Annotated in this window: 16 protein-coding genes; 7 read left to right on the top strand and 9 right to left on the bottom strand. The window is 51.9% G+C overall.

The window, feature by feature from the left end; translation table 11 throughout:
- Positions 1–7 precede the first annotated feature (7 nt).
- From SH449x_RS20095 to SH449x_RS20080, 4 genes are all read right to left on the bottom strand, one after another.
- Positions 8–439: an ATP-binding protein gene (locus SH449x_RS20095; protein ID WP_482377865.1), complete on the bottom strand. Its 432-nt coding sequence runs from the start codon at positions 437–439 to the stop codon at positions 8–10.
- 127 nt (positions 440–566) lie between these two features.
- Entirely contained in the window at positions 567–926 is a 360-nt protein-coding gene (locus SH449x_RS20090) for an STAS domain-containing protein (RefSeq protein WP_482377864.1), read from the bottom strand.
- Between the two features lie 209 nt (positions 927–1,135).
- Positions 1,136–2,386, bottom strand: a complete 1,251-nt coding sequence (locus SH449x_RS20085) for a leucine-rich repeat domain-containing protein (RefSeq protein ID WP_482377863.1) — start codon at positions 2,384–2,386, stop codon at positions 1,136–1,138.
- Positions 2,387–2,907: 521 nt separating this feature from the next.
- Positions 2,908–4,395, bottom strand: coding sequence for a Gfo/Idh/MocA family protein (locus SH449x_RS20080; RefSeq protein ID WP_482377862.1), 1,488 nt, complete (start codon positions 4,393–4,395; stop codon positions 2,908–2,910).
- A gap of 213 nt (positions 4,396–4,608) precedes the next feature.
- Between SH449x_RS20080 and SH449x_RS20075 the strand changes: the two genes are divergently transcribed.
- The 3 genes from SH449x_RS20075 to SH449x_RS20065 all read left to right on the top strand — a co-directional run bounded on the left by SH449x_RS20075 (position 4,609) and on the right by SH449x_RS20065 (position 7,606).
- The gene (locus SH449x_RS20075) at positions 4,609–5,310 is read left to right on the top strand and encodes a phosphorylase family protein (protein WP_482377861.1); all 702 of its coding nucleotides are present in this window, start codon (positions 4,609–4,611) and stop codon (positions 5,308–5,310) included.
- A gap of 14 nt (positions 5,311–5,324) precedes the next feature.
- Positions 5,325–6,191, top strand: coding sequence for a menaquinone biosynthesis family protein (locus SH449x_RS20070; RefSeq protein ID WP_482377860.1), 867 nt, complete (start codon positions 5,325–5,327; stop codon positions 6,189–6,191).
- 281 nt (positions 6,192–6,472) lie between these two features.
- Positions 6,473–7,606, top strand: coding sequence for an FAD:protein FMN transferase (locus tag SH449x_RS20065; RefSeq protein ID WP_482377859.1), 1,134 nt, complete (start codon positions 6,473–6,475; stop codon positions 7,604–7,606).
- A 17-nt stretch (positions 7,607–7,623) separates the two neighbouring features.
- Here SH449x_RS20065 and SH449x_RS20060 read toward each other — a convergent pair whose 3' ends face one another.
- The 4 genes from SH449x_RS20060 to SH449x_RS20045 form a co-directional block, all read right to left on the bottom strand.
- Entirely contained in the window at positions 7,624–8,745 is a 1,122-nt protein-coding gene (locus SH449x_RS20060; protein WP_482377858.1) for a formylglycine-generating enzyme family protein, read from the bottom strand.
- A gap of 176 nt (positions 8,746–8,921) precedes the next feature.
- Entirely contained in the window at positions 8,922–10,283 is a 1,362-nt protein-coding gene (locus SH449x_RS20055; RefSeq protein ID WP_482377857.1) for a 3-keto-disaccharide hydrolase, read from the bottom strand.
- On the bottom strand, positions 10,280–11,644 hold the full coding sequence (locus tag SH449x_RS20050) for a radical SAM protein (protein ID WP_482377856.1): 1,365 nt from the start codon (positions 11,642–11,644) through the stop codon (positions 10,280–10,282). The genes SH449x_RS20055 and SH449x_RS20050 overlap by 4 nt, the downstream gene beginning before the upstream one ends.
- 196 nt (positions 11,645–11,840) lie before the next feature.
- Positions 11,841–15,710: a DPP IV N-terminal domain-containing protein gene (locus SH449x_RS20045; protein WP_482377855.1), complete on the bottom strand. Its 3,870-nt coding sequence runs from the start codon at positions 15,708–15,710 to the stop codon at positions 11,841–11,843.
- 323 nt (positions 15,711–16,033) lie between these two features.
- On the opposite strand from SH449x_RS20045, the gene SH449x_RS20040 reads away from it, so the two are divergent.
- Together SH449x_RS20040 and SH449x_RS20035 are read left to right on the top strand one after the other, a co-directional pair.
- Positions 16,034–17,326: a lactonase family protein gene (locus SH449x_RS20040; RefSeq protein WP_482377854.1), complete on the top strand. Its 1,293-nt coding sequence runs from the start codon at positions 16,034–16,036 to the stop codon at positions 17,324–17,326.
- A 72-nt stretch (positions 17,327–17,398) separates the two neighbouring features.
- Positions 17,399–18,577 (top strand): sialidase family protein, encoded by a 1,179-nt coding sequence (locus SH449x_RS20035; protein ID WP_482377853.1) that lies wholly within the window; start codon positions 17,399–17,401, stop codon positions 18,575–18,577.
- A gap of 4 nt (positions 18,578–18,581) precedes the next feature.
- On the opposite strand, the gene SH449x_RS20030 is transcribed toward SH449x_RS20035, so the two are convergent.
- The gene (locus SH449x_RS20030; RefSeq protein WP_482377852.1) at positions 18,582–19,283 is read right to left on the bottom strand and encodes an HD domain-containing protein; all 702 of its coding nucleotides are present in this window, start codon (positions 19,281–19,283) and stop codon (positions 18,582–18,584) included.
- A 226-nt stretch (positions 19,284–19,509) separates the two neighbouring features.
- On the opposite strand from SH449x_RS20030, the gene SH449x_RS20025 reads away from it, so the two are divergent.
- Both SH449x_RS20025 and SH449x_RS20020 read left to right on the top strand, forming a co-directional pair.
- Positions 19,510–22,770 (top strand): RHS repeat-associated core domain-containing protein, encoded by a 3,261-nt coding sequence (locus SH449x_RS20025; protein WP_482377851.1) that lies wholly within the window; start codon positions 19,510–19,512, stop codon positions 22,768–22,770.
- Positions 22,712–23,632, top strand: coding sequence for a hypothetical protein (locus tag SH449x_RS20020; protein WP_482381874.1), 921 nt, complete (start codon positions 22,712–22,714; stop codon positions 23,630–23,632). Before SH449x_RS20025 ends, SH449x_RS20020 begins: the two co-directional genes overlap by 59 nt.
- The last annotated feature ends 323 nt before the right edge of the window (positions 23,633–23,955 follow it).

The following is a 23,955-nucleotide window of genomic DNA, read 5'->3' as shown; positions in this document are numbered from 1 at the left end:
GTGTCGATCAAGTCTCTTCGGGCGGTGTTCTCATCTTGATCATGACCAGCTCATTACCACGATCGTTGTAAGTAGACTGAGTCATAAGTTCGCGGATCAAGAGCACGCCCCTTCCGCGTGGCTTGTCGACACGCTCTTCAACTGTTGGGTCCGCTACGTTGCGATGATCGAAACCGTCCCCCTGGTCCGCGACCGTCATTTGCACTTGCTCAACGGAGACCGATACATTGAGGGAAACCAGTTTCTCTTTAGAACGCTTGTTGCCGTGCTCGATGGCGTTTACCAAAGCCTCTTCCATCGCCATCTGCACGTGAAACATATCACCACCAGGCCAATCGAGGTCCGACATGGCGAGAATGGTTTGCTCAATGAGTTCGTGAGCTACTTCCAAATCACTTGGAAACGATTTATCGATCGCCCAATCTTTCGGCGAATTCATTGTGGAGTTTCCCTACGTGTATCCGGAAGAGATTGTTTGCAAAGTTTGCACATCAAAAGCGAGCTTATTAAACAGACAGACCGTATCGAATGTTGCGGAACACGGCGGCATTCTAAAACAGCCCCGATTATAACTGAAACGCGGCGAGTGCGTCGTCTTGACTTTTTCTGAGATCGAACACGCGATCCAATTTGGTAATCTTGAACACGTCTTGGATCTCAGCCCTCAAGTTACAAAGCTTCAAGCGACCATTTGCAGCTTTGACACTAGAGTTAAGCTTAATAAGTTTGTTCAACGCGGCACTAGACATAAAATCCACCCCCTCGAAGTTGAGAAGGATCTGCGATCGCTTGTCGTTGGTAACTAGAGAGACGAGTTCGTCTCCCAGCATTTCGATTGTTGCCGAATCCACGATCTTCTTGTCGATGAAGCGAACGACACTCACTCCACTATCGTCCATGACATTGATGCGTCGGTAATTTCCCATAGAGCTAACCTTTTATGTCCGAACCAATGAATCTTTTACAAGGGCACTAGATTAAACGACAGAGAATCGGCACGCAATCAAGGGTTACCGATCCCCGGAAAAATTCGCAATAATTTGGCGATCTTATAGGAACGAAGGATTCAGTGCACCGGAACGCCCTTCGTTCCTTTGAACGTGCCGGCGAAGGCTTTGGGAGGCTGACGAAAAGCCTACTTGACATTGCCTATGTCAAGTTTATCCCATTGCTTTTCCTTTAACGTCTTCAACGCTTCGTTGGATACTTTCGGATTGTCCTTGATGGTTAATCGCTTTACCTTTGGTAGCTTGGCTATCTTTGCGATAGAAGCATCGCTGATATCGGTTAGGCGAATGGATAGTTCGGTCAGATTGGGTAAGCTCGCGATCACTTCAATGGTTTCGTCTGTCATCTTAGGAATGCTCCAAATGTCGAGCGTTTCCAATGTTTTAACGGCACCCAAATTTGCCAGGCCCACATCGGAAACGCCGGCCAACTCATGCAAATACAGCCGCTTTAGTTTCGGCATGTCTGTGAAGACGAGCATCGCCTCATCACTTACCACTGATAAGTCTCGCAACGTGAGCCGTTGCAATGGCATACCCATAAGCGCCTTGACGCCATCATCACCAAAGCTCGGACAACGAAAAATCTCCAGTTGGGAAAGCTTCGGAAGCTTAGCAAGGTAGGGCCCTGACTCATCCGTGATAACAAAGTCTTGAATGAGTAAGTTTTCGATCGACTCATTTTCCGAAAGTAGCTCCATGCCGTAATCGGTTACTGCCGTGCTGCGATGTTTGAGTGCCTTAAGGTTTGGCAGGCCACTCAGCACCTCAAGCGTGAGATCACCCGCCTCCATGTTCCCTCGCAAATCGAGTACCCGAAGCTCCTGCAACTGAGACAGTCTACGAGTGCTAATGTCATTGAGGCGAGTCTGAATGAGCAACAAGCTTTGCAACCCCTTTAGCTGGGAAATGGGTTTTAGAATCTGACTGCTCATGTTCGCATTCGAGGAAAGATTCAGTTCCTTCAAATCGGGAAACGCCTCTACGATTCCCTCGACTGCCGTATCGTCGATTGCCGTGTTTGTAATAGCCAGGGACTTCAGTTTCTTCAGAGCAAAGAGCGGAGCAACGTCGCTCGAACCTAGTGTCCGAAAGTTTAACAACTGAAGCGAGGTGAGGTCAGTTGCGGTCGCGAACAGTTTGATGTCATCAGAGGTAAGTGATGATCCGTCGCTGATCGAAATCTCTGTGATCTTGCCATCGACTTTGGTCAGCTTGGCGATCGCTCCGAGTTGCTGGATGCGGGCTTCGATGTCTTCCGCCCGCAAAACACCTGTGGTAGTTCCGAATGCCGCGATACCGAAACTAGCAGCAACCGTCCATGCGAGAGAGGTGCTGACTAAGTTTTGAAACCACGATCGACGATTCTTGATTGCCATTCGTACAAAGCTATGTGTTGGAGTTAATTAGCTTCCGCCAGAATCGACGGAGAGTGTCACTACGTATTGTAGTCGAGCAGCCACGATTCCTAAAGGTTTAGATGGGCGGGGATTTTCTACTAGATTCGGGCAGCTCCAGCCATCACCTCCCACCGCTGGCCTGACGAAATGGTGGTAAACCAGAGTCGACGAGTTGGTTGCCACATCCCTGTTTTTTGGGTGGCACGTCCCTGAGTCTTCGAAGGGCGTGGTTTAGGGACTGCCAGCTCAACATTGCTGCTTGAGTGTATGAATTCGCTAGAGTTTTGGTAGAATCGGCGGGGGCTGGAGCGATAACAGCAACACCACGCCCATCGCAAAGCCTCAGCTCGTGCGCAACCCGTAAACGAAAACTGCACCTGGAGAAACCAAGTGCAATTCATCGTACTGATTCTACTAGAACGAGCTCCGCCGTATAAATCAAGCGGACAGTCCCACAGACTGCCTGTGCAAGAGGCGAAGTCGCTTGCTAGTCCTCAAACCTAATCTAGACGGTGTTCACCACGGTAAACTGGTTTGATCAAGTCTGCGACTCCCGGAGTCTTGAGGGCAGCCAAGTTGGTTACCTTGAGATTCTTTGCATCCCATTCAACCTTCTCGCCCCATTCTCCCATCGCTCCGTCTTCACCACCCTCCGACGCAGCCCAAACCGCCAGATTGCCGAGAAGAATGGTTTCGGTAAGCGGTCCGGCTCGATCAATGAAGTTCGACTTGCAAATCATCGGATCCCCTTCCATTTTCGCGCGGAAGAGTTCATACATGTTGTTGACGTCATTGTCGCCTTTGTTTTCCGCTCGCTCAAAGTCAACTTTGGCCTTTTGAACTCCTCGAAGTTCGTAAACACCGCAGTAATCGTCGGCGCTGTAGAACGCGCCCTTGTCACCTACGATCAGAACGCCGCTGCTGGCGACGTTTTCAATTCCCCATTTGGTGAAGACTTCCATAGGTGGCTTATTGCCGTTTCGATCGTACCACCAGAATGGAATCGCAGGTCGTTCGGCTGTCTCAGGAAACTCGAATTTGATCACCGAGCTTGCTGGGAAGGAATCAAAATCGTGACCAGAAGACTTGGCTTGCACCGAGATTGGGTCTCTCAGCCCGCACGATGCAAAAGGAACCGTTAACTGGTGGCAAGCCATATCGCCCAACGCTCCCGTACCAAAATCCCACCATCCGCGGAAAGCAAATGCGTGATAGAGACCAGGCCAGTACTCTCGCTCTGGGGCCACTCCCAACCAGTTCTCCCAATCGAGTCTCCTCAGCGCGCGATCGATTTCCCGTTTCTTTCCGTCAATGAGGGATTGCGCTGCTTCCTTGTCCTCCTCGTTAGCTTGCTGTGCAAACTTTTCCATCGTCATGCGACGCCCTGGGCCCTTTGGCCAAATGGGACGATTCGACCAAGCGTACACTTCTTGCAATGTACCAAGAACACCAGTCTTGAGCTGAGCAATCGCTTCTCGCGAGGAATCAAGGGCAGTCCCTTGGTTACCCATTTGAGTGCACACTCCGGTTTCCTTAGCCACCTCGGATAGCAATCTAGCTTCGTAGATAGTTCGGGTGAGCGGCTTTTGAGTGTAGCAACTGATACCGAGCCGCATGGCTGCCAACGAAATAGGACCGTGCATGTGGTCAGGTGTGCTGACGGTCATAATGTCAATGTTCTTGCCATGCTTGGCCAGAAGTTCTCGGTAATCGGTATACTGCTCGGCCGCTTTGAACTCGGCCTGCTTCGATTTACCCTCAAGCGTTGAGCGATCGACGTCGCACATGGCGATGACGTTTCCAAACTTGGCTGCGTTGTTGGAGTCGCTCCCCCCCTTGCCGCCGACGCCGACGCAAGCCACATTGAGAGTCTCCAAGGCGGAGCGGCTCATCGCCTTGGTGTTGCCTGATGCAACAAAATAACCACCGGCGATAACGGCCCCGGTGTTCTGAATAAAGTTTCTACGGTTCTGCTTTGAGTTCGACATGGAGTGTTTCCATTGAGGTGAGGGGGACTGGTAAAGTGCTAACCTAGCTCAAAAATGATCGCCCATAATGGCGGTTAGAGCTCTGTTAAACACCTTGAAGAGGACGCTGAATCTTACCTTATACATGTTAGGATCGCAACGTTTCTGTATAGTCCTCATCTCCCGTTTGTCCGCGCTCTGAGAATTTTCCCCAGAAAAGCCACAATAAGTTCGATGAATAGACTGCTCATTGTCCCCACCGAATTCGAATGGTCTCGCATCCCCCTCGGAATGCAGCTAAAGCTTGCCGAACTAGGGTTTCAAACGAAAATTTGTGGTTTCGGGCTCGTGGCGTCAGCAGCCAAAACCATGCAGCTAGTTTGCTCCGCCAAGCCCGATTCGGTTATCCTGATTGGGATCTCAGGCCTCTATAGAAACGGAAACTCGACCAATTTCGAAATTGGTTCGGCAGCAATTTTCGGGCGAGTGGCCTGCTACGGTGTTGGAGTCGGTGCCGGGGGGCTGTTCCAAAGTGCGGCAGCCATGGGCTGGAATCAGGTGCCAAGGCAAGATGCTCTTGAGCAATCGGGAAGCCCCAATTCAGGCTCCCCGATGCTCGAGTCGGGCGATTCGATTCTACTGGCTGGCCCGCAATCGCTTATTCCTGAACCTCCCAACACCTTGCTCAGTGTCACGGCGGCATCTGCAAACGAATCGGAGGTCAAGGACAAAATGCGAATGATGCCCGACGCGATCGCAGAGGATATGGAGGGATACGGGGTTGCCATGGCTTGCCTTTTAAGCAACACCCCCCTTACGATCATACGTGGTTTTTCCAATTGGGCTGGCGATCGCAACCACAGCAAATGGCAAATTGAAGAAGCTTTGAATTCGGCTTGCCAGCTCGCAATCGAATACGACGATCTGCCTCAATGAACCAACACACTACCATGAAACCTATACGATTTGCAATCTCGACCTGTCCCAACGATACGTTCGCGTTTCACGCAATGCTCGAGAAAAAAGTGGATTGGCATGGCCTCGACTTTGATATCCAACTACTCGACATTCAAACCTTGAACGAAGCATTGTTAGCTCGGCGACTCGATGTTGCCAAAACAAGCTTTCATGCGGCCCTTTACCTCGCTGAGGATTACGGCGTTTTCCCGAGCGGTTCCGCGCTGGGATATGGCGTGGGGCCGCTACTGCTGGCGGCTTTATCAGAGACTAAACCAATCGATTCCAAACAAGTCACTCTCTGCCCCGGGGAACATACGACTGCTTCACTTCTGTTTAAGCTGTTCTATCCGAAAACCACTCGCATTGAAAACGTCGTCTTCTCCGAGATCATGCCGAGACTTCAACAAGGCAACGCGGACTTCGGAGTATGTATCCATGAGGGGCGTTTCACTTGGCAAGCCGAAGGACTGTCGCTTGTAGAAGATCTCGGCGTACGCTGGGAGCAGGAAACAAAATGCCCACTCCCCTTGGGTGGAATCGTCGGTGCCTGGAATCTAGGGAATGAAGTACTCGAAAAGGTGCAAGCCATCATTCACGAATCTCTCCAATACGGTCAAAAACACCCCGAGGAAGCCATGGTCACGATGAGACAGTACGCACAGGAGTTTGACGATAAAGTGTTGATGCAGCACGTTGAGCTCTACGTCAATGAGTGGACCAACGAGCTTGGACCAGTCGGCCTGAACGCACTGCAGGAACTCGCACGACGAGCGCATGAGATTGGGCTTATCAAGTCCGCGACCGACCTTAGAATCATCTCAACCCAAGTGGCCCCTCTGCAAACTCAGAACTCCTGATCTAGACGAAAAACTACCGAATCAACCTAGGAAATGTGTCGCGAAGCGACGTTAATTGCAAGCGTAGGGGCGCTAGACCTACGGTAGGGCTCCCTCACGTTAACCGCCCATCAGCTTACCCGGCACAATCTCATTCTCCCGGCTCTTCGTAAATCATCGCCAGAGGCGACTCCCGGCTCGCTTCACATCGCCCGGCACCGTACGGCTTACGCTACAATAAGCTTTCGATGGCAGCGTTAGGCGAGAAAAGTCTCTTTCAGTAAATCCCTAGGTGCATCCTTATGCAAAAAAACAAACACAATCACCGAAGACCTTGGCTGAAACAATGTCTAGCAACCGCAATCGGCGTTGGTGTTTTCGGCCCACGTCATTTCGCTGCTTGTGCTGCTGCTGATGATGCTGTGGGTGATTCTGACATTGCCGAAGTTTCAATACCTGCAATGGGAAGCGTGCTGACCGTCAGGTGGGAGCAACCTAGCGGACAACACTTTGCCGTGGCAGTAATCCGCCAGCTTGCGGACGAGTTGATTGATCGATGGAACGCTATCCTGAGCGACTACGATGAGGACAGCGAGGTTTCAAAACTGTCGAATCCGAAGGTTCATAGCAAGTGGCAATCCGTTTCCAACGAATTGGCTGAATCGCTCGACTTGGCCAAGGAGTGGCACGACTTCTCTCATGGTGCGTTCGATGTTACATGTGGAGCGGTTACCTCGCTTCGACGCAGACGACGCCCCCCAACATCCGATCAGTGGCAATCAGCCATCCAATCGGTCGGCTGGGATGGAGTGCTTTGGGATTCGGAAAAGAATGTGGTCCGTATCGTCAAGCCAGGGCTCAAATTCGATTTCGGCGGCATCGGCAAAGGAATCGTGATCGATAAGCTCTTCGATCAATTGTCAGGCATGGGACTCGAGCGGTTCATCATCAATTTTTCGGGCAACATGCGAGCAGCACTGCCCCCAACTGGCCGCACTGGCTGGCCCATCGAAATTGAATCCCTTTCAGAAGATACTAGCTTGAGCAGTAAAACCGCTCCGGACTTTCCAAAACCACCCTATCGCTTTCGGTTGGCGAACCTGAGCTTGTCATCCTCCGGTGACCAATGGCAGAACTTTCCTGATGCGAACAGTCAGTCACCTAAGGACCTGAGCAGCCACATCATCGACCCAACCACAGGGTTTGGAATCCGAGGAAAGCAACTAGCTTCGGTGCTCACGAAGTACGCTGCCGATGCTGATGCGGCCTCCACTGCGACCTGCATTCAGATGCGGAAAGCCGGTAAGGCATGGTTAAAGGAGCTGCAGGCCCTACGGGGTGGCGGCACGTTCGGCGTCGTCCAAGAAGTTATTGGCAACGAACTTGAAATCACTGAGTTCGGCAGCTTCCTGGATTATATTCGCCAATCGACTTGATAAGGCGACCGGCCGATTTATCGCTCGAGTGGAACGGGTCGTTCCTTTTGGATCGGTTCCGAGTACTCCCAGAACGTATCCTTCTCTTCTTGAGTCGGCTCGTTGAGCGGGCGTACGATACGAAACCCGACATGCAAAGCATCGGTCAAGTACCAAATGCTCACCGGAAATTGTGGATCTTGAGCGATCCAGTCTTCGTCTGATCCCTCTCGTGCGGCACTTCGGCATTGTGCAGGCGAACTGCTCCAGCCGCCACCACGGACGACTCGCGGATATAGGGTTTCGGGGACGAACAGAGGATCTTTGGGGCGGAGCTTGTCGAGTAGGTACCCAGAAGGGTCATGCTGATCGAGAACCCACTCCGCAACGTTGCCATGCATATCATGAAGCCCCCATGGGTTGGGCTTTTTCTTGCCGACTCGTTGGTACTTTTCGTTGGAGTTGTCCTCGAACCATGCGTACTCTTCCAGTTCGCTCGGATCATCACCAAACGAATATGCGGTCGTCGTACCAGCTCGGCATGCATACTCCCATTCGGCCTCTGTCGGCAAGCGGTAGTAGCGTCCCGTCTTGGCCGAGAGCCACTTGCAATAAGTTCTCGCGGCATGTTGGGTCATGCAGATCGCTGGGTAACCGCGCGTTCCCATGCCAAAGGACATGTCGCAATAGGGTTTGGTGGGCTGGCTCTTTTGGTATTGGTCAGCGAGATTGTCGCGAGTGTTCGGAGGGATCTTGTTCACTTCTCGATTGAACAGATCGAGATCGGACATCCAGACATCATATGCGTCCCAAGTAATCTCCGTTTTGGCCATCCAAAACGGAGAGATGGTTACCTCGCGAACGGGCCCTTCATCCTTGCCTCGGTCAGCCTCCGTCTCTGGGCTTCCCATTTTGAATACTCCGCCGGGGATGGGGAGCATTTCAATCTTGGCCGTCGAATGCTCGATGAGTTCGACGTAGAGCTTCATCTCTTCCTCTACCTTGGCATCCGCATCCTTGATAGGCAAGACGTTATCTTCCTGCACGCTTAGCTCCTGCGTCGGGGCTTCCTGTGCGGTGAGCAGGTTAGCAGAAAATAGGCCGAGGCTGGTGGCCAAAGCGGATGGCAATACTTTTTTCTTGCAAAGGGATACGATCATGGTTGTTTTAATCTAGGTCGAGCGGTCGGCTGGGTGGGAGAAAGTCTATAAGGTGGGGATCGCCCGAAAGACCAAAGCCAAAACGGGCCTCTATCTATCGGGCTAGATGGTTGCGTCGCCCCCTCATGTAAGTCGGGCGACACACATTTAATGCTTCGCGATCAAATCCAAGCGGTTTACTTCAGGGGAAAGATCGCGATGTTTCGGAATTTGACAGGGTCCGAGTGACCGGCGAAGCCGACATGCCCGGAAGTTCTGTCCTTGCCGGGGTGGGGGGTGTTGGCCATGAATTCCTCTACCTTGCTCAAGTCGGCATCGAGGATCTGCGTTCCGTTCAGTTCGACGCGAATCTTGGAACCTTGTACCTGGACCAGTTGATAATTCCAATCTCCTTGAGGACGGAGATAACCTCGCCGAGCAGCGACCATACCGTAAGCACTGCCGTGTGCTTGGCGTGGGTCGATATTCTTGTAAGCTTCGTGTCCGTCATCGAGAACCTGCAACTCGCACATTCCGACATAAGCGGTGTCATAATTCCGTTTTCCTTCTGGCATAGCTTCGAACTCTTCCTTGGTCGGATAGCGGATCGCGAGGCCGTTGTTGCCAGCGGGTGGCAACTGGAACTCAACACGGAACAAGAAGTCCGAATAAACACCCTCGGTATGAAGCACACCACCCTTGCCCTTCAAGCACTGAATGGCTCCATCAACGACTTTATAATTGTCAACAGCACCGGCCCAACCTGAGAGATCCGACCCATTGAACAAGTTTACGAACTTATCGGCACCGTATTGTTTGTCATCCGCCTCGGCCAGCAACTTGTTGCTCTCTTCGGAGTTGTAGGTGTTGACCACCATGTTCCTAAATCGAATTTCCGCTCCGTGTGTTTGCAGTTGAATCGGGCCTGTTTTAGGGAGCGGCTCTCCTTTATTGCCACCAAAGTAGTTGTGAAGCCGCGCGTTATCGACCACAACAGAATCGTTCAACCAGACCCAGCAACGCTCGCCGATGAGACGAATCTTCATCGTGTTCCACTGGCCAACAGGTTTGTCAGCTCGAACCAACGGATCTTTGCCGGCCCATCCAGCGGGATTATTCCATAGACCGCCACTTCCTTTTTCGCCGCCGTGGGGCTTGGTGCCAGGCGAATCTGGGTCCCAGATTTGAACTTGCGGAATACCTCGCAGATAAATGCCCGAGTCGCAATCTTTTACGATCTTGTAATCAAACGAAAAGTCAAAGTCCCCAAACTCCTGAGAGGTGGTCAGGTAGGCACCGCTGCCATCGTTGACGACTTCGTTACCATCGATTCGCCAATGCTTTTCAATCTCAGCATTCCATTTGGCTTTCTGATCTTCGGAAGCTGCCGCGTACCCATCAGCCGAGATGGTGGTACTACCATACCAATTGGAAAAATCTTTCCCGTTGAATAGCTCGAACGTATCGGCGAACGAGACTGCTGATAGGGAAAGCATTGAGCCAAACAGAAGTGCTGCCGGAGACGAAACTAGCAGCTTGCGCAAGAACCTGGATTTCATGATGTCGAAGAAGTTTCTGAAGCGAGTGGAGGGGAAATGGAGTGAACGGTGGGTTGATGGGCAGTGGCGTCGCTGATCGCCAACGAGCCGTTTGGTGTAACGCTTTGCTCCGAGATGACCTTTAGGGGCACCTTTTCCGGGTCGACCCAGTTCGCAGCGTTAAAGCTTCGGGTGTACGCTCCATAGTCGTGGAAGGCGTACCATTTCGCAAGCCGGTAAGCCCAAGATCTTTCAGGAATCTCGTTGCCGGGGACGTGTTGGCTGCGACGCGGCTGGATGGCAGCGATCTCTTGCAACGCCGTTTGTCTCTGAGTCGTGTCCTGAGCGGAATGCTTTTTGGCTAATTCTAGCAGCAAATCAGGTCGCTCGAGAACGACGCAGCCACGAGTGTTTTGTGCGACCGTTTCCCGGAAATCCCTAAGAAACTGGCTGTTCTGGAACTTATCCTTGAGCGACCGATCGTCATGGATCGTTTCGGTTGCCAATTGAATGATCGGACAAGGCTCAATGCTGCCACTCGGTCCTATGTGGTGCGTAAATCCAGTCACGGCCGGACATAGAGCCCGTCCCTGACCGTCATGATAGGCATCGATAACGATGATCGGTTTTTTGACCCGGGTGTTCACCACGAACTCGCGAACTCTCCGCAGCTCTTCGGTATTCAAAGCCAATTCAGGCGAGCTTTCCGGGCCGACCACTCGATACACGTGAAACCAGCAGTACATGACTCCCATCGATACCAAGCGGTCCACCCAGCGATCGTTGAGCAAGTCGTCGATGTTTGTTTTACAGACGCTGGTGCAAACCCCGGTCATGACTTTGTTGTTGAGGCAGTTTTGAATGCCCTCCATCGTCTTGCTGTAGACACCGCCGCGACCTCTTCGCTGGTCGCTGATAATTTCGGACCCTTCAACACTTATAAGAGGCGTAACGTTGCCGAGCTGTCGTAGCCTCTTAGCAACTTCGTCGGTAATGAAATGGCCGTTGGTGAAAACCTGGAAGTAAGCGTCAGGGTGGGCTGCGAGAATGTCCAAGATCTCTTTGTGAAGAAAAGGCTCCCCGCCCAGAATACCAAAGAATGAGTTGCCCATCGCCTTGGCTTCGTTGAGCATGCGATTCATGGCGTCCAGCTCGATCTTCGTCTGTTTGCCCGCGACATCGACCCAGCAACCTTGGCAACGTAGGTTGCACGTGTTGATGATCGACACGTACAAAAACGGCGGAAAAAATTCTCCCTTCTTCAATCGACTCTTGTGCTTTTGGACACTTCGCAAACCTTTCCAGCCGGCCAAGTAAGCAAGTTTCCAAAGAAGCCGTTTGTCGGTTTCCAACAGGAGGCGTTTAGCGAGTCGAAAGTACATAGGTTCCCAGGGATGGAGTCAACGCATGTCGTGCATGAATCTGCTGCTGAACTTTGCAGCCGCAGGCATCTGGCAGGATGCTTCAGGGCATTGAGGGAGGTACCCCACCCTATCCGCTACCGCCTCTATATCTTACCACGAATACAATCGTTGTGGGAAATACCGAATTCGGAAAGTGGATTCCACATTTTCGGGACTACTCCCCCAGTTCCCGTTTTAGGAAGTCGGTCATCATCTTATACATGTGAAATTGCTGCTTGGGATCAGTCACACCATGCCGATTCTTGGGGTAGATCATGAGCTCAAAGGTGTGGTTGGCTTGTTGCAGTGCATGGGCCAGTTGCAAGGTGTTCGTCATATGAACATTCTCGTCGATCTCCCCATGGATCAGTAGCAAGCGGCCATGCAAATCCTTGGCCGCTTCTACCGCCGAGCTCGTGCGATACCCCTCTGGGTTCAGCTCAGGAGTCGACATGTAACGCTCCGTGTAGATCGAATCGTAGTTTCGCCAGTCGGTCACGGGAGCTCCCGAGATTCCAGCTCGGAATAGCTTGGAGTGGGTCATGGCGTACGCGGTAAAGTACCCACCGTAACTCCAGCCCCAGATGCCTAATCGCCCCGCATCGACCCAGTCCTGCCCCTTGAGCCAACCTGCTGCATCCTCTAAGTCTCGAAGCTCTACCTCTCCTAAGTTCTTGTAAATCGTCCAAGTGTCGGAATTTCCTCGGCCGAGCGAGGAGCGATTGTCGCACAGCATCACTACGATACCTTGCTCGGCTAAATAGCGATGCCAAAGATCGCTTCGACGAACCCAGGAGTTCTGCACGGTCGGAGAACGTGGACCTGCATAAACGTGAATCAGAACCGGATACTTTTTGGTTGCTTTCTTGGCGTCGAAATCAGACGGCTTGTAGAGTACGGCTTGCATCTCAAATCCGTCTCTTGCGGCAACCGTCAGTTGCTCAGGTGCGGAAGACTTCACATAGTCGAACCGATCGCTCTGCATGGCATCGAGACGTCTAATTCGGTTGCCAGCTCGGTCGAATAACCACATTTGAGCTGGAGTCTCCGTATTGCTCCACGAGCAAGCTAGATAGTCACCACTTGGGTGCACCGTGGTGCTCGCAACTCCTAAACGCGGTTCTAGCTGCTGCATGTCCCCAGTAGCAGTGTCTAGCGTCAAGAGATCGGTATTGGCTCGGCCTGATTTATGGGCTGTGAAGATAATTCGTGAGCCGTCTTCGGCCATCCACACAATACTCTTAACGTCCCAATCTCCCTTGGTAAGCTGCTTGCGATCCCCATTTCTGTCGATCATAAACAGATGGCGTCGACCTCCATCTGTATCACTCACCCAAAGGAATCGATCCTTGGTGACAAATCGGGGTTCGTCAATAATATTAACCCAAGCAGGTGATTCTTCTCGCAACCATTGATGAACAGACTTGGTCTGCACATCATAACTCCGCACATCTAGTCGCGATTGGATTCGATTTTGAACTTGGTAAACCAATTCCCCGGAGTCTTGTGCGGACCAACCGACGCGAACGACCAGCCGATCCTCTACGGGATCGTTGGGCATCGGCACTTCATCTATGGCCCCTGTCTCGATATCGACTACATGTAGCGAAACGAACGGGTTGGGCTCACCCGCTTTGGGATACCGAATGTTCTCGATCTTCTGGGAGAACGAAATCGAATCGTTGATCACAAAGTTGGGTACGGGGGATTCATCCAATCGCAAGAACGCGATCTTCTTACCATCGGGGCTCCACCAGTAGGCCTTGAAGTTGCCCCGCCCGTAGACTTCTTCTTGATAGACCCAATCTAGATAACCGTTCAGGATCTCCTCGGCTCCGTCGGTGGTTAATTGACGGATTTCCGTAGACTCACAATTTACAACCCACAGGTTATTGTCACGAACAAATGCGACATGCTTGCCGTCTGGGCTCAACGAGGGCACCTTCTCCTCAGCATCTCCATCGTGCGTCAACTGCCGGGCAGAATTCCCTTCCGTTTGGTAAAGAAAGAGATCGTTCTTGTGATTAACTAAAGCATTTTGAAAACTGTCATCAAATGCGTTCACCGAGGTGCGGTACCTCGCTACATCTCTCTCTTGGAATGCTTTGAGCTTGAGCAGTGCCGAAGCCATGCGATTAGGCAGGTCCCAAGGAGTCATGGCACCTGTTTTGCAATCCACCGAGAACCAACGCCCTTGCTGTTGCTGGATATAGTCCGTAGTGCCCGGCAGCCACTTCGGTAGCGGCGTACTGGTGCCGATGTAGGAGACCTTTGCCTCAGGATCGTACAATTTCTCGATCGTGAGTTCTTCACGCTTGATGTCAGACGGTTTGTAGTCATCCCATGCGAGGGGCGGCAATGGCTTGAGAACCGTCCCGTTGGGGAGCGATGCTAACCGCAAAACGGGATATAGCGACTTGGCTTGAATGCCTGGGTCGAAGAAATTCCAGGCGGCCAGTGAATCGTCGGCATGCGGTTCCAGCAGTAAAGCAGACAACACACCGAGCGGTTGATCCGACGGCACAACCCAACCCGGTTGCATAGTCCACGGCATGGATTCTTCAGCAACTTCCAGTTTTTGCGGATTACGCCCCTGATAAGCGGGCAACTTCGTAACGGATTGAATTCGATAGGCGGTCGCTGCAATGGATTGAGCTGTATGCTTTGCTGCTTCTGACGGGGTGATCTCCGACATGCGAACTCCGTGCAACCGCAATCTACTCGCTGCCCAAGCGGACTCGAACGGGATGTAGTAGTAGGTCGGTGCAGCGACGTGTACTGTTCCTTCGCCTCGATTCACCAATTCGACTTCGTAGTCGACCTTGAGCAACTGATCGAGTCGCTCCTTATCGCGTGGCGAGGGAAACGCTGGGCGGGATTCGTTTTCTTTCACGGGCTCTTTCCAGGCATACCCCTTTGCCAAGAAGGTTCCCGGTTCCGTAACGATCTTGCCCTGGATCGGAACTTGCGGATTGCGTGGACGTTCCGCCGCAATCATGCCGCCAAGCTTTTCCGCATTCAGAGAAAGCTGGTTGATACAAGCATCAATGAACTGGTAGGAGGCTTCGATGCGACGTTGATAGCTTGCGTAGGAATAGGATTCCACGAGGATACCGATCTTGCCACGAACACCCATGTATTCCGTGCTGTATCGCGGTTCGTGACCGTAAGATTCCCAACGTTTGTAATCGCGAGAAAAATTTCCATAGTAGAAAACCGGCGTACCTTGCTTTGCCAGATCCATCGTGACTGTTGGGAACAACTCTTTCCGCATCCACGAAACAATCGTTTGATTCGATGCTGGATTGTGAGGAAGGTCGTACGTCAGGTCATACTGATGCAGCGAACCATTCGTAGTGTGCGCATCGATCAGAACATCGACATCCCAAGCATCAAGGATGCGAACGAGGCTGCGAACCTCAGAGCTATCCAGTTTCATAAAGTCCCGATTCAGATCGAGTCCGAACGGATTCTCGCGGAGGCCCATTCCGAACTCCGGGCCAGCTTGGCCGGGACGGTGGAGTTTGCCAATGCGAGCGTTGGCATCGGCATTGAAATTCGGCATGATGACGAGAACCGTTTTTTCTAGGTATCGATTGAGCTTGGCCTGATCGAGGAGCAAGTCCCGCATCAGTGCTAGAATCGCTTCTTTACCATCGCATTCACCACTATGAATGTTTCCGTGAATGAGAACGACGAGTCTTTTGTCCGAAGCCGGGAGTGGGAGCGGATTGCCACCTTCCTTCGCCAGCACAACTGCGTCTAGCCTGCGTCCCTCGGTGGTTTTACCAAGTGATACTCTCGTAACTTTCTTGCTGGCCTGATCGATTTGATCGAGAAAGTCACTGACCTGAAACTCGTCCGAAGTCCCTTGGTAGGAGGTCTGTTCGGCAACCGTCTTAAGCTCACGCAGCTTGGCGAGAGGATCGTTCGCATTGTCACCTTGTGAGTATGCGTTTTGGGGGAGCGAGACTGCGAGGGCTAAGATGATCGCGAAATAACTAATGTAACAAGCGAGGAGGTTTTGAACGGAAGTTGATTTCATAAAGCCCATCGGTACGGTGCAAGGTCAAGGAGTTTTCGAGGCCTGAAGCAAAGGCGCAGCGGACGCGTTTACAAAAGCGATAACTGGGAGAGAGTGCAGCCATGCGGAAACGCAGTTTATAGTTAATCGCAGGAAAGGGCAAATCCACTCGACCGATGAAAGCTTAGGTAGGCCGAGTTCGCAGTTCTTTTCACCTTGCGCCCGATTTTCGAGTATCCTAGAGGAGCACTGGCGAGTTTCGTACTTGCCTGACAACCCTCGACAGTTTCACATCCCACCAGCACTTGGCCACCCGCAGGCCCTTTAGGAAACCGAATCGAACCATGAGAAAATTCATGGACTGTTTATCCCACCGAGTATTTGGGATCCCTGTTCCGTTCGCTATTGCGTTGCTGTCGGCTCTCGGCTTTAGCGAGAGCTTTTCCACGCTGCGAGCGGCCACGGAAGACGAATTGCCAACGCGACTTTTTGCCTTCATAGGAACCTTTAGCTCCCCGTTGCAAGATGTGTTGCCCACCCAAGTCGACTTGCCGCCTGGCAACGGGCGAGGTATTCATATCTTTGAAGTGGACCGCTCTCAGGGCACACTCAAACCTGCCGGTATCTTCGAACTGGGCACCAGCCCGAGTTGCCTCTGTGTGAACAAAGCCCAAACCCGTCTCTATTCCGCGAATGAGACCGATCGCGTGGGTGATGCCAAACACGGTACCGTTAGTGCTTACAAAATCGATTCCGATTCAGGCAATCTGACCCTTTTAGCTAGAGTCGATTCCGGAGGAGCCGGACCGACTTACCTTTCGCTGCACCCAAGTGAGGAGTGGCTATTCGTAGCCAACTACTTTGGCGGATCGGTGGCGGTTCTGCCTGTTCTCGAGGACGGGAGCCTCGGTGCAGCGGCTTGTATTATCAACGATGCAGGAGAGATCGGACCTACGCGTGCCGCCAGTGCTCCCCCAGGCAGTTTTGCCTTTAGCGGACACGACCGAACCCATGCGCATATGATTCAGTCAGACCCCAGCGGGCAGTTCGTTCTGCATGTCGATCTCGGCTTGGACAAAATTTTTGTTTCGAGATTCGATTCCGAAACAGGGCTACTAACAGCAAATGAGCCCGCGTTTGCGCAACTGCCTGCGGGGGATGGACCTCGCCATTTCCACTTCCATCCGAATGGCAAATGGTTTTATTCGGTTCAAGAGGAAGGCTCAACGGTCTCCCTCTTTGACTATGATGCAACGAAAGGGACGTTGCAGCACCGGCAGACGATATCGACCTTGCCACCCGGTTATGCGGGAAGCAACTTCTGCTCAGAGATTCTAGTGTCTGATGACGGTCGATTTGTGTACGCCGGCAACCGACTTTATGATTCTATCGCCATCTATTCTGTCGGCGAGGATGGACTGTTGAGCTACATTGGTGAGGAATGGACACGGGGCAATTACCCGAGAAGTTTTAGCTTTGATCCGACCGGGTCATTCCTCTACTGCTGCAACCAACGTGCGGATAACGTGGTTCTATTTCACGTGGACAAGCCGTCGGGCAAGCTGCACTTTTCAGGGCACTTTACACCCGTGGGAAATCCATCCCACGTCGTCTTTGCAGAGTTGCCAGCCAAATAACCGACACGTTAGAATTGTCGTCCTGACCCCACCTCAACTTCTTCCTTCCTCTCGATCCAAAGCGGATTTCTAATGCGACTGATTACAGCATTCTTTTGCTTGGTTTACCTGATTTCTGGCCAACCGGTACTTTCCCAACAGGGGATGCAGTCCGAGCTGATTTTTCCGTTGCATCATCAACATAACCATGCACCCGGAATTGCGGAGCTCGCCAATGGGGAATTGATCGTTTCGTGGTATAGAGGGTCAGGAGAACGAAAGGCAGATGATGTTGCCGTGTACGGTTCCCGGCGACCGGTTGGTTCTGACACTTGGAGCGAACCGTTTTTGATGGTAGACACCCCGGGCTTTCCTGACGGAAACACGTGCCTCATGGTCGACGAACGAGGCCGACTGCTGCTCTTTTGGCCGTTGGTTCTAGCCAATACATGGGAGTCCTGCGTGACGCAGCTTCTCGTTTCCGAGAATCCCGTGGGAGTTGGCAACCCGGCTTGGAATCGACGAGACAGCTTGTGGCTTAAGCCAAACGACTTCAGCCCCAAAGCTCTCGAGGAGTTGGACAAGCTTGTGGCTGAGATCGAAACACCTATCTCTGAATCGTTGCAAAAGGTTATCGACTTGGTCAAGGAGCGTTTGCCGGACAAGCTCTTTCAACGGCTCGGTTGGCAACCTCGGTGCAAACCGACCGTCTTGAAGGATGGACGCATCGTATTGCCTCTTTACTCCGACACCTATTCCTTCTCACTGATGGCGATCAGCGACGACCAAGGGGAGACATGGCACGCTTCAGAACCGCTGATTGGCTTCGGTAATATCCAGCCCGCTGTGCTCGAGCGGGCAGACGGCAGCTTGGTCGCTTACATGCGAGAGAACGGGGTCACGGAGCGTGTTCGAGCGTGCGAGTCGACCGATCGAGGAGAAACGTGGGGAGCCGTTTACTCCACGGAACTGCCGAATCCGGGTTCCGGCCTTGATACCGTGAGACTGACGAGTGGTCGCTGGGTGATGATTCATAACGATACCATCCGAGGTCGAAATCGCTTGGCACTGAGCTATTCCGAGGACGAGGGTAGAACGTGGAAACTAGGGCAATATCTAGAAGATCAGCCGAGTGGCTCGTTCCACTATCCCGCGATCATTCAGACACACGATGGCCTGGTGCATGCCGTGTACAGTTACTTTGTCGAGGGAGGCAAGAGCATGAAACATGCCCAGTTCGACGAAGCTTGGTTGTTGGGGAAACAGGACTGATTGACTAGGTTGCTCGGCTCTCGCAGTTCTTACGTATCGCCGCATCCACGTGCGCGATATCGATTCCGAGTTCGCTGGCCAGTTGATTCAGAAACTGGATCATAAATCCCGTTCTCGCTCGAGCCATCGCGGCACCAGAGTTGGTTTTCATAGTCTGCGGGAGCTTTAGAAGCTTAGCAAAAAAGTGATCGACTGACTGCACATCGTCTTGCGGCTGTCGGTTCAATGGAAACGGTTCGTCGGGGTGGTAGAGCCGTTGTCGCATAGCCCCACCGGTCATTAAGCATCTGGCAATTCCGATCGCGCCGACCGCTTCCAGGCGATCCGCATCTTGGAGGACCATCGCTTCTAAAGTCTCGCATGCGATGTTCGCCGAGAAGCTATGGGCCACGATGCAATGATAAATCCTAGGGATCAGTTCAGCGGGGTAGTTTATGGAACTGAGGTATATTGAGGCGGATTCGGCAGCCAAGCGAGAGGCTCGCGATCGGTCGGGTGAGTTTTTAGGGACGAATACACAATCGTGCAACCAAGCCGCGGGCATGACAACATCCACGTTGGCTTGTTCGGTACGGCTCAAGTGAGCGGCGTTAACAACAACCCGCTTGACGTGGTCCACGCCGTGACCAGCGTCCGCATCCGCGATCGCGCGATCCACCCACGAAGAGATCTGCGATTCCCAAGTTTCATTCCAAACCTGATTCAAAGTTACAGTCCTGTAATGTGTGTTTGTATTGCGTGCTGTTGATAGTATCGCTATTGCTCGCTCGCCTCAAAGCCGATGGTTGCCACGGAATTTTTCCTATGTATGTATTGGTTTTGGTGCCGTGTAGCCATGAATTTTGCATTTTACCGATTTTTTACAAAAACGGAGCAGGGCTAGTTGCGGCTCGATTTGCAGACCGCGCGTGACGTTCGCATACGATTCCAAAATGGATCAGGTCGCCGCGACGAATCTCAACGGACAGGCACAAATCAACCGCTATGATACCTTGGGACGACTGTCGAGCATCGTCACCTCAGATCCAGACGGCATCGGGCCCGCCGGGAGATCAATGACGCAATTCGGCGCCAAAACTCGTTCTAACGGACTGCACTACCAGGCAGTAACTCTTCCTGACGGACGTGCATTAACCTATACCAGTGACTCGCGAGATCGATTGACCCGAATCGATATGCCCTCATTAAATGGCACAGGTACGGTATTCGCCTCATTCCAATACGACAACCTGGACAGGCTAACGAGCGAAAGAAATTTCGCCGGTGCGTTCACGCAATATGTTTACAACCGATTTGACGAAGTCACCTCGGTGCGCGGTCCGAATCCGCTCACTGGCGTTGCCGATGTAAATTTTGCCACAAACTTTACCTACGATAATTTAGGTCGTAACACTGGCATCACGGCTCCCAATGGGGCAACAACCAATTTCCAATATGACCCTTGGGATCGTATCACAACCATGTCGGAACCAGATCCGGACGGTACTGGCATTCTTGTTCGGCGCAGTACGACATGGAACTACAACTTTACGAGCAACTTGAGAACGGTTCAGCAAACCTCCTCAGATGGTGAAAGCAATACCGTTACGTATGACGGACTTTGGCGTCCGATAACGACGGTCGAGTCTGGAGGTGGCACCACCACCTACAAATACAATCCTGCGGGTCAAATTACGGAACTCAAAGACCCCAACAATAACATCACCAAATGGGTTTATGATTCCATGGGACGGGTTGCAACCGAGGAGCAAGTCGGAAACGCTTCGCGTCAATGGAAATACACGACTCCCGGTCAAACACGAGAATACACCGATCGAACCGGTGCCAAAACCGAGTATCAACACAACGTGAGTGGCCAAGTCTCCAAAGAACTCTGGACTGGTACCAGTACGGCTTTTGATTATTCTTATGATGCTCGCTCCAGACTGACTGGTATCACACGTTCCGCAACGGACAAGGTCAATTGGACTTACAATACGGCAGGATTGGTGACTTCCGAGATTACGACAATTCCACAAGTCACTTCGGCCCTCGGAGCGTCATCGGTGACCTCGACCATGAATTATACGTACGACACAGTGGGGCGCATCGCTAGCAAATCGCTTAGCAACGGCTCCACCGTCCAATATACCGACGCCATGCTTTACGATTTCCGAGATCGAATGACTCAGCAGTCGCGCACACAGTCTTCCGGAGGAAACCTCTGGTCCAAATTCACTTACAATTCAATCGATCTTGTCACAACCGCGCAGCAAGGCACCGGTAGTGTCACTTCGAACCCTGAATTGGTACAATCCACGACGAGAGATTTAGCGGGGCGGCCCACGTCGATCAGCTACCAATCGGGTACCAATTCGCTCGCGACCTACAGCATGGCTTATGTCAGCGCATCGAACCGGTTGGCGAGCTTGACCACCCCACAAGGCACCACCAACTACAATTACTCGGCCAATGGCCAACTCATTCAAGCGGGTTCAACGGGCTACACTTACGATGCCAACGGAAACCCCACCAACCGGGCGGGCAAGACGACTCAAATTGGAACTTGGAATCGGCTGCTCGATGACGGTGATTTTACGTATCAATATGATGCCGAGGGACGAACGACTGTCCGCACGAGCAAGACCACAGGACAAACGGAAAGTTACGTTTGGAACCGGCGAGGTCAGCTAACTCAAATTGATGTGCATAGCAATGCGAACTTGACCAATCTCACCGGCCAAGTGAATTATTCGTATGACCCGACCGGCAGGCGAACCAGCGTTCGCAATCAAACGGGCATTGGATCAGGGAGTTATGCTCAATCGGTCGATTATTTGATGAGCGATGGCGATCAAGTGGGTCAGATTCTGGGAGCAACGGGTCAAACGACACGTCGATTCCGTTATGGCATTGGGGTCGACAGCGTACTATCCGAGCAACGGTTTAGCGGCGGAACGGCCAGCAATCCTGAATATCAGTTAACGGATCATTTGGGAACCGTTCGCGGGGTAGCGCAAAGGACCACCGGAGTGAATGCTGCAGTAGTCAACACATTGCAGTACGATTCCTTTGGCAAGCTGATCTCGCAGAGCAATACAGCGAAGCAGCCGCATCACGGATTTGCAGGCCGCGACATCGAGCCCGTAGGAGGATTAACGTACAACCGCAATCGTTACTACAGCACTCAAACCGGCCGCTTCATCAGCCAAGACCCCATCGGCTTCGCCGCTGGTGATGAGAACCTCTATCGGTATGTCAGAAATAGTCCGACAAATGCGACTGATCCGAGTGGATTGGAAGAGTATCGCGACGATTTTATTGAGGAGCTACGAAAGCGGGGGACTCTAGAGGCTTTTGAGGCGTTAGACGATACGATGTCGGTTGGTAGGGGAAATACGCGTTTTTGGCAAGCGCACCACTGGTTCAGTCAGCACGATTCGATGGCTCCGTGGTTACAAAAGATGTCTCCGGGAGGGATGTTTTCTAAGGGGGTACACTCTCCAACTTATATTGTAGCAGTTCCGACTCATGTTCATAACCAAATCACAAGAGAGCAGAGGGAGTTTTGGGATCAGATAGGCTCAGAACTCGATGTCGACAAAGGAAAACTGAATTATCGCAGATACGAAGATGTCTCTGCCGCGATCAGAAGCGCTGACGATGCAACACAAAGAAGGATATTTAGTCGATACCAGGAGTTTGTAAAAGCTCAGCAGTCAAACTGGTCAGGATTCTACATTGGAGTTAGTTCGAGTGCGGACGATATCGCGAAGGCACACCACACCGCTATTAACGCAACCCCAACACACCTGGGTCCGCAATATGGTGTTGCCTTCAACGAGAGCCGAAAGAGGTACATCAATCGAGCTAATGAGCAAGTGGAGAATTTGCTCTCGACGAAACCTAAGGCGGGCGCCAACTGGTCGAAGTGGTTGCGGAGATTCGGTATTCTCGTAACAGTGTACGGTGGACTGAATACCGCTTCCGCAATGGCTGCGCCAACACCAGAACAACAGGATAAGTTCGATGCCTTTCTTGCCGCCTACAGCAGAGTTTTGCGTCAGAAATCAGGGCCGATGGGAAGTCCCAGTCGTGAAGCATTGATGAATCTGGGTGATGCAGCAGCGAACTGGGGGCGTTCGATAGGACTTGATGACAAAATCAACAATTCCATCCAATGCGGACTGTATTGGGAAGGAAGCAATCACTAAGCTCATTATGCGCATTTATCGACCGAAATTGCGGAAGAAATTGGACGGTGTCTTCTACTGGATTTGCCCAGGGCAAATCTTCGTCACGGATAATCTAAACATCCGTTGGGAATCGGAGGGACTAACAAGCCGTTTTGTTCCTTGGCCCAACTTTGAGGATCCCTTCGATGATTTCGAATTTAACGAAGTATTGAATGATAGACTTGAATACCTGGATGCTAGAGTGTGCATTGGATGTAATCGGATTCGAAAGCGTGTAGCTAAGGTTGAGTTTTCATTGCGTAACGACACTTGTCAGCCGCTAATTCATGGAGTTGGAACGGCGTATATCCACTCGAGTGTCAAAGAGTTGTTCGAATCGAGCTGCTTTAAGGGCTTTCGATTTGTGCAAAACAGCAAGAAACAGGATTCTTTTATTGAGTCGTCGCTGCAATATGCCTATTGGTTCTTGGATACAATCAGCGACGTATGCAAAGTCTCAGGAATCATAAAGGATGAGGACGGCTATTGTTCCAATTGTAAGCATCAAATCGTAGCTTGCGTCGAATGTGGAGAGGTTCCCAAAAGATGTCCGAAGTGCGAATCTTTTACACCCCAGGAAGAAGTAAACACTCAGGACATATTCGGAAATCCGACTAACGGTTCCGGTTGGCCGGTGAAACTATCGACGTGGAATCTGGACGATGCCGTAAGCGGAGAAAATTGGGTAGCGGTTACAGGCGAACTTCTTGAATGGATGATTAGAAATGACATGACTCCGTTTGCCTTCGGACCAATTGATACGGAATGTGACGGCGCAACCGATGAACAGTTTCAAAAGGCACTTAAGGTGCGACGAGAAATACATGTCGATATTCCATGAACTGGAATCATTAGTTGTTACGGGCCGAATTGTTGTCGTATTTTTGGCCGAATTGAGACGGTAGAGATTCAGACCTCTTTTCGGTACGATGGCCGAATTGTTGCGAATTGTTGGAGCGGACCAATACGACGTCGCGGGCCGAGTCGACGTTCCTGCAGACCAAACAGATGCCAAGACCGCTGAGATCGGAACCGTTTTTGCTTAATGAAATTTCTGGCTTTGATCTTAATTCGGGCCGTGTGGCATAGAGGGAGGATGCCGCAGGCTTGCCCTGCGGAGCTTCACGTTTCTCGCTAAGTAACGACTCCCCCAACCCTCTCCCC

Source organism: Brakhagea baltica (assembly GCF_052161605.1).
Classification (GTDB): Bacteria; Planctomycetota; Planctomycetia; order Pirellulales; family Pirellulaceae; genus JBKCUI01.
Note: the sequence above shows the minus strand (reverse complement) of the source record. Positions and strands in the feature narration are given on the sequence as shown.

Coding starts and splice junctions, on each gene's coding strand:
- SH449x_RS20095 (WP_482377865.1), bottom strand. CDS start 439: ATGAATTCGCCGAAAGATTGGGCGATCGATAAATCGTTTCCAAGTGAT.
- SH449x_RS20090 (WP_482377864.1), bottom strand. CDS start 926: ATGGGAAATTACCGACGCATCAATGTCATGGACGATAGTGGAGTGAGT.
- SH449x_RS20085 (WP_482377863.1), bottom strand. CDS start 2,386: ATGGCAATCAAGAATCGTCGATCGTGGTTTCAAAACTTAGTCAGCACC.
- SH449x_RS20080 (WP_482377862.1), bottom strand. CDS start 4,395: ATGTCGAACTCAAAGCAGAACCGTAGAAACTTTATTCAGAACACCGGG.
- SH449x_RS20075 (WP_482377861.1), top strand. CDS start 4,609: ATGAATAGACTGCTCATTGTCCCCACCGAATTCGAATGGTCTCGCATC.
- SH449x_RS20070 (WP_482377860.1), top strand. CDS start 5,325: ATGAAACCTATACGATTTGCAATCTCGACCTGTCCCAACGATACGTTC.
- SH449x_RS20065 (WP_482377859.1), top strand. CDS start 6,473: ATGCAAAAAAACAAACACAATCACCGAAGACCTTGGCTGAAACAATGT.
- SH449x_RS20060 (WP_482377858.1), bottom strand. CDS start 8,745: ATGATCGTATCCCTTTGCAAGAAAAAAGTATTGCCATCCGCTTTGGCC.
- SH449x_RS20055 (WP_482377857.1), bottom strand. CDS start 10,283: ATGAAATCCAGGTTCTTGCGCAAGCTGCTAGTTTCGTCTCCGGCAGCA.
- SH449x_RS20050 (WP_482377856.1), bottom strand. CDS start 11,644: ATGTACTTTCGACTCGCTAAACGCCTCCTGTTGGAAACCGACAAACGG.
- SH449x_RS20045 (WP_482377855.1), bottom strand. CDS start 15,710: ATGAAATCAACTTCCGTTCAAAACCTCCTCGCTTGTTACATTAGTTAT.
- SH449x_RS20040 (WP_482377854.1), top strand. CDS start 16,034: ATGAGAAAATTCATGGACTGTTTATCCCACCGAGTATTTGGGATCCCT.
- SH449x_RS20035 (WP_482377853.1), top strand. CDS start 17,399: ATGCGACTGATTACAGCATTCTTTTGCTTGGTTTACCTGATTTCTGGC.
- SH449x_RS20025 (WP_482377851.1), top strand. CDS start 19,510: ATGGATCAGGTCGCCGCGACGAATCTCAACGGACAGGCACAAATCAAC.
- SH449x_RS20020 (WP_482381874.1), top strand. CDS start 22,712: ATGACAAAATCAACAATTCCATCCAATGCGGACTGTATTGGGAAGGAA.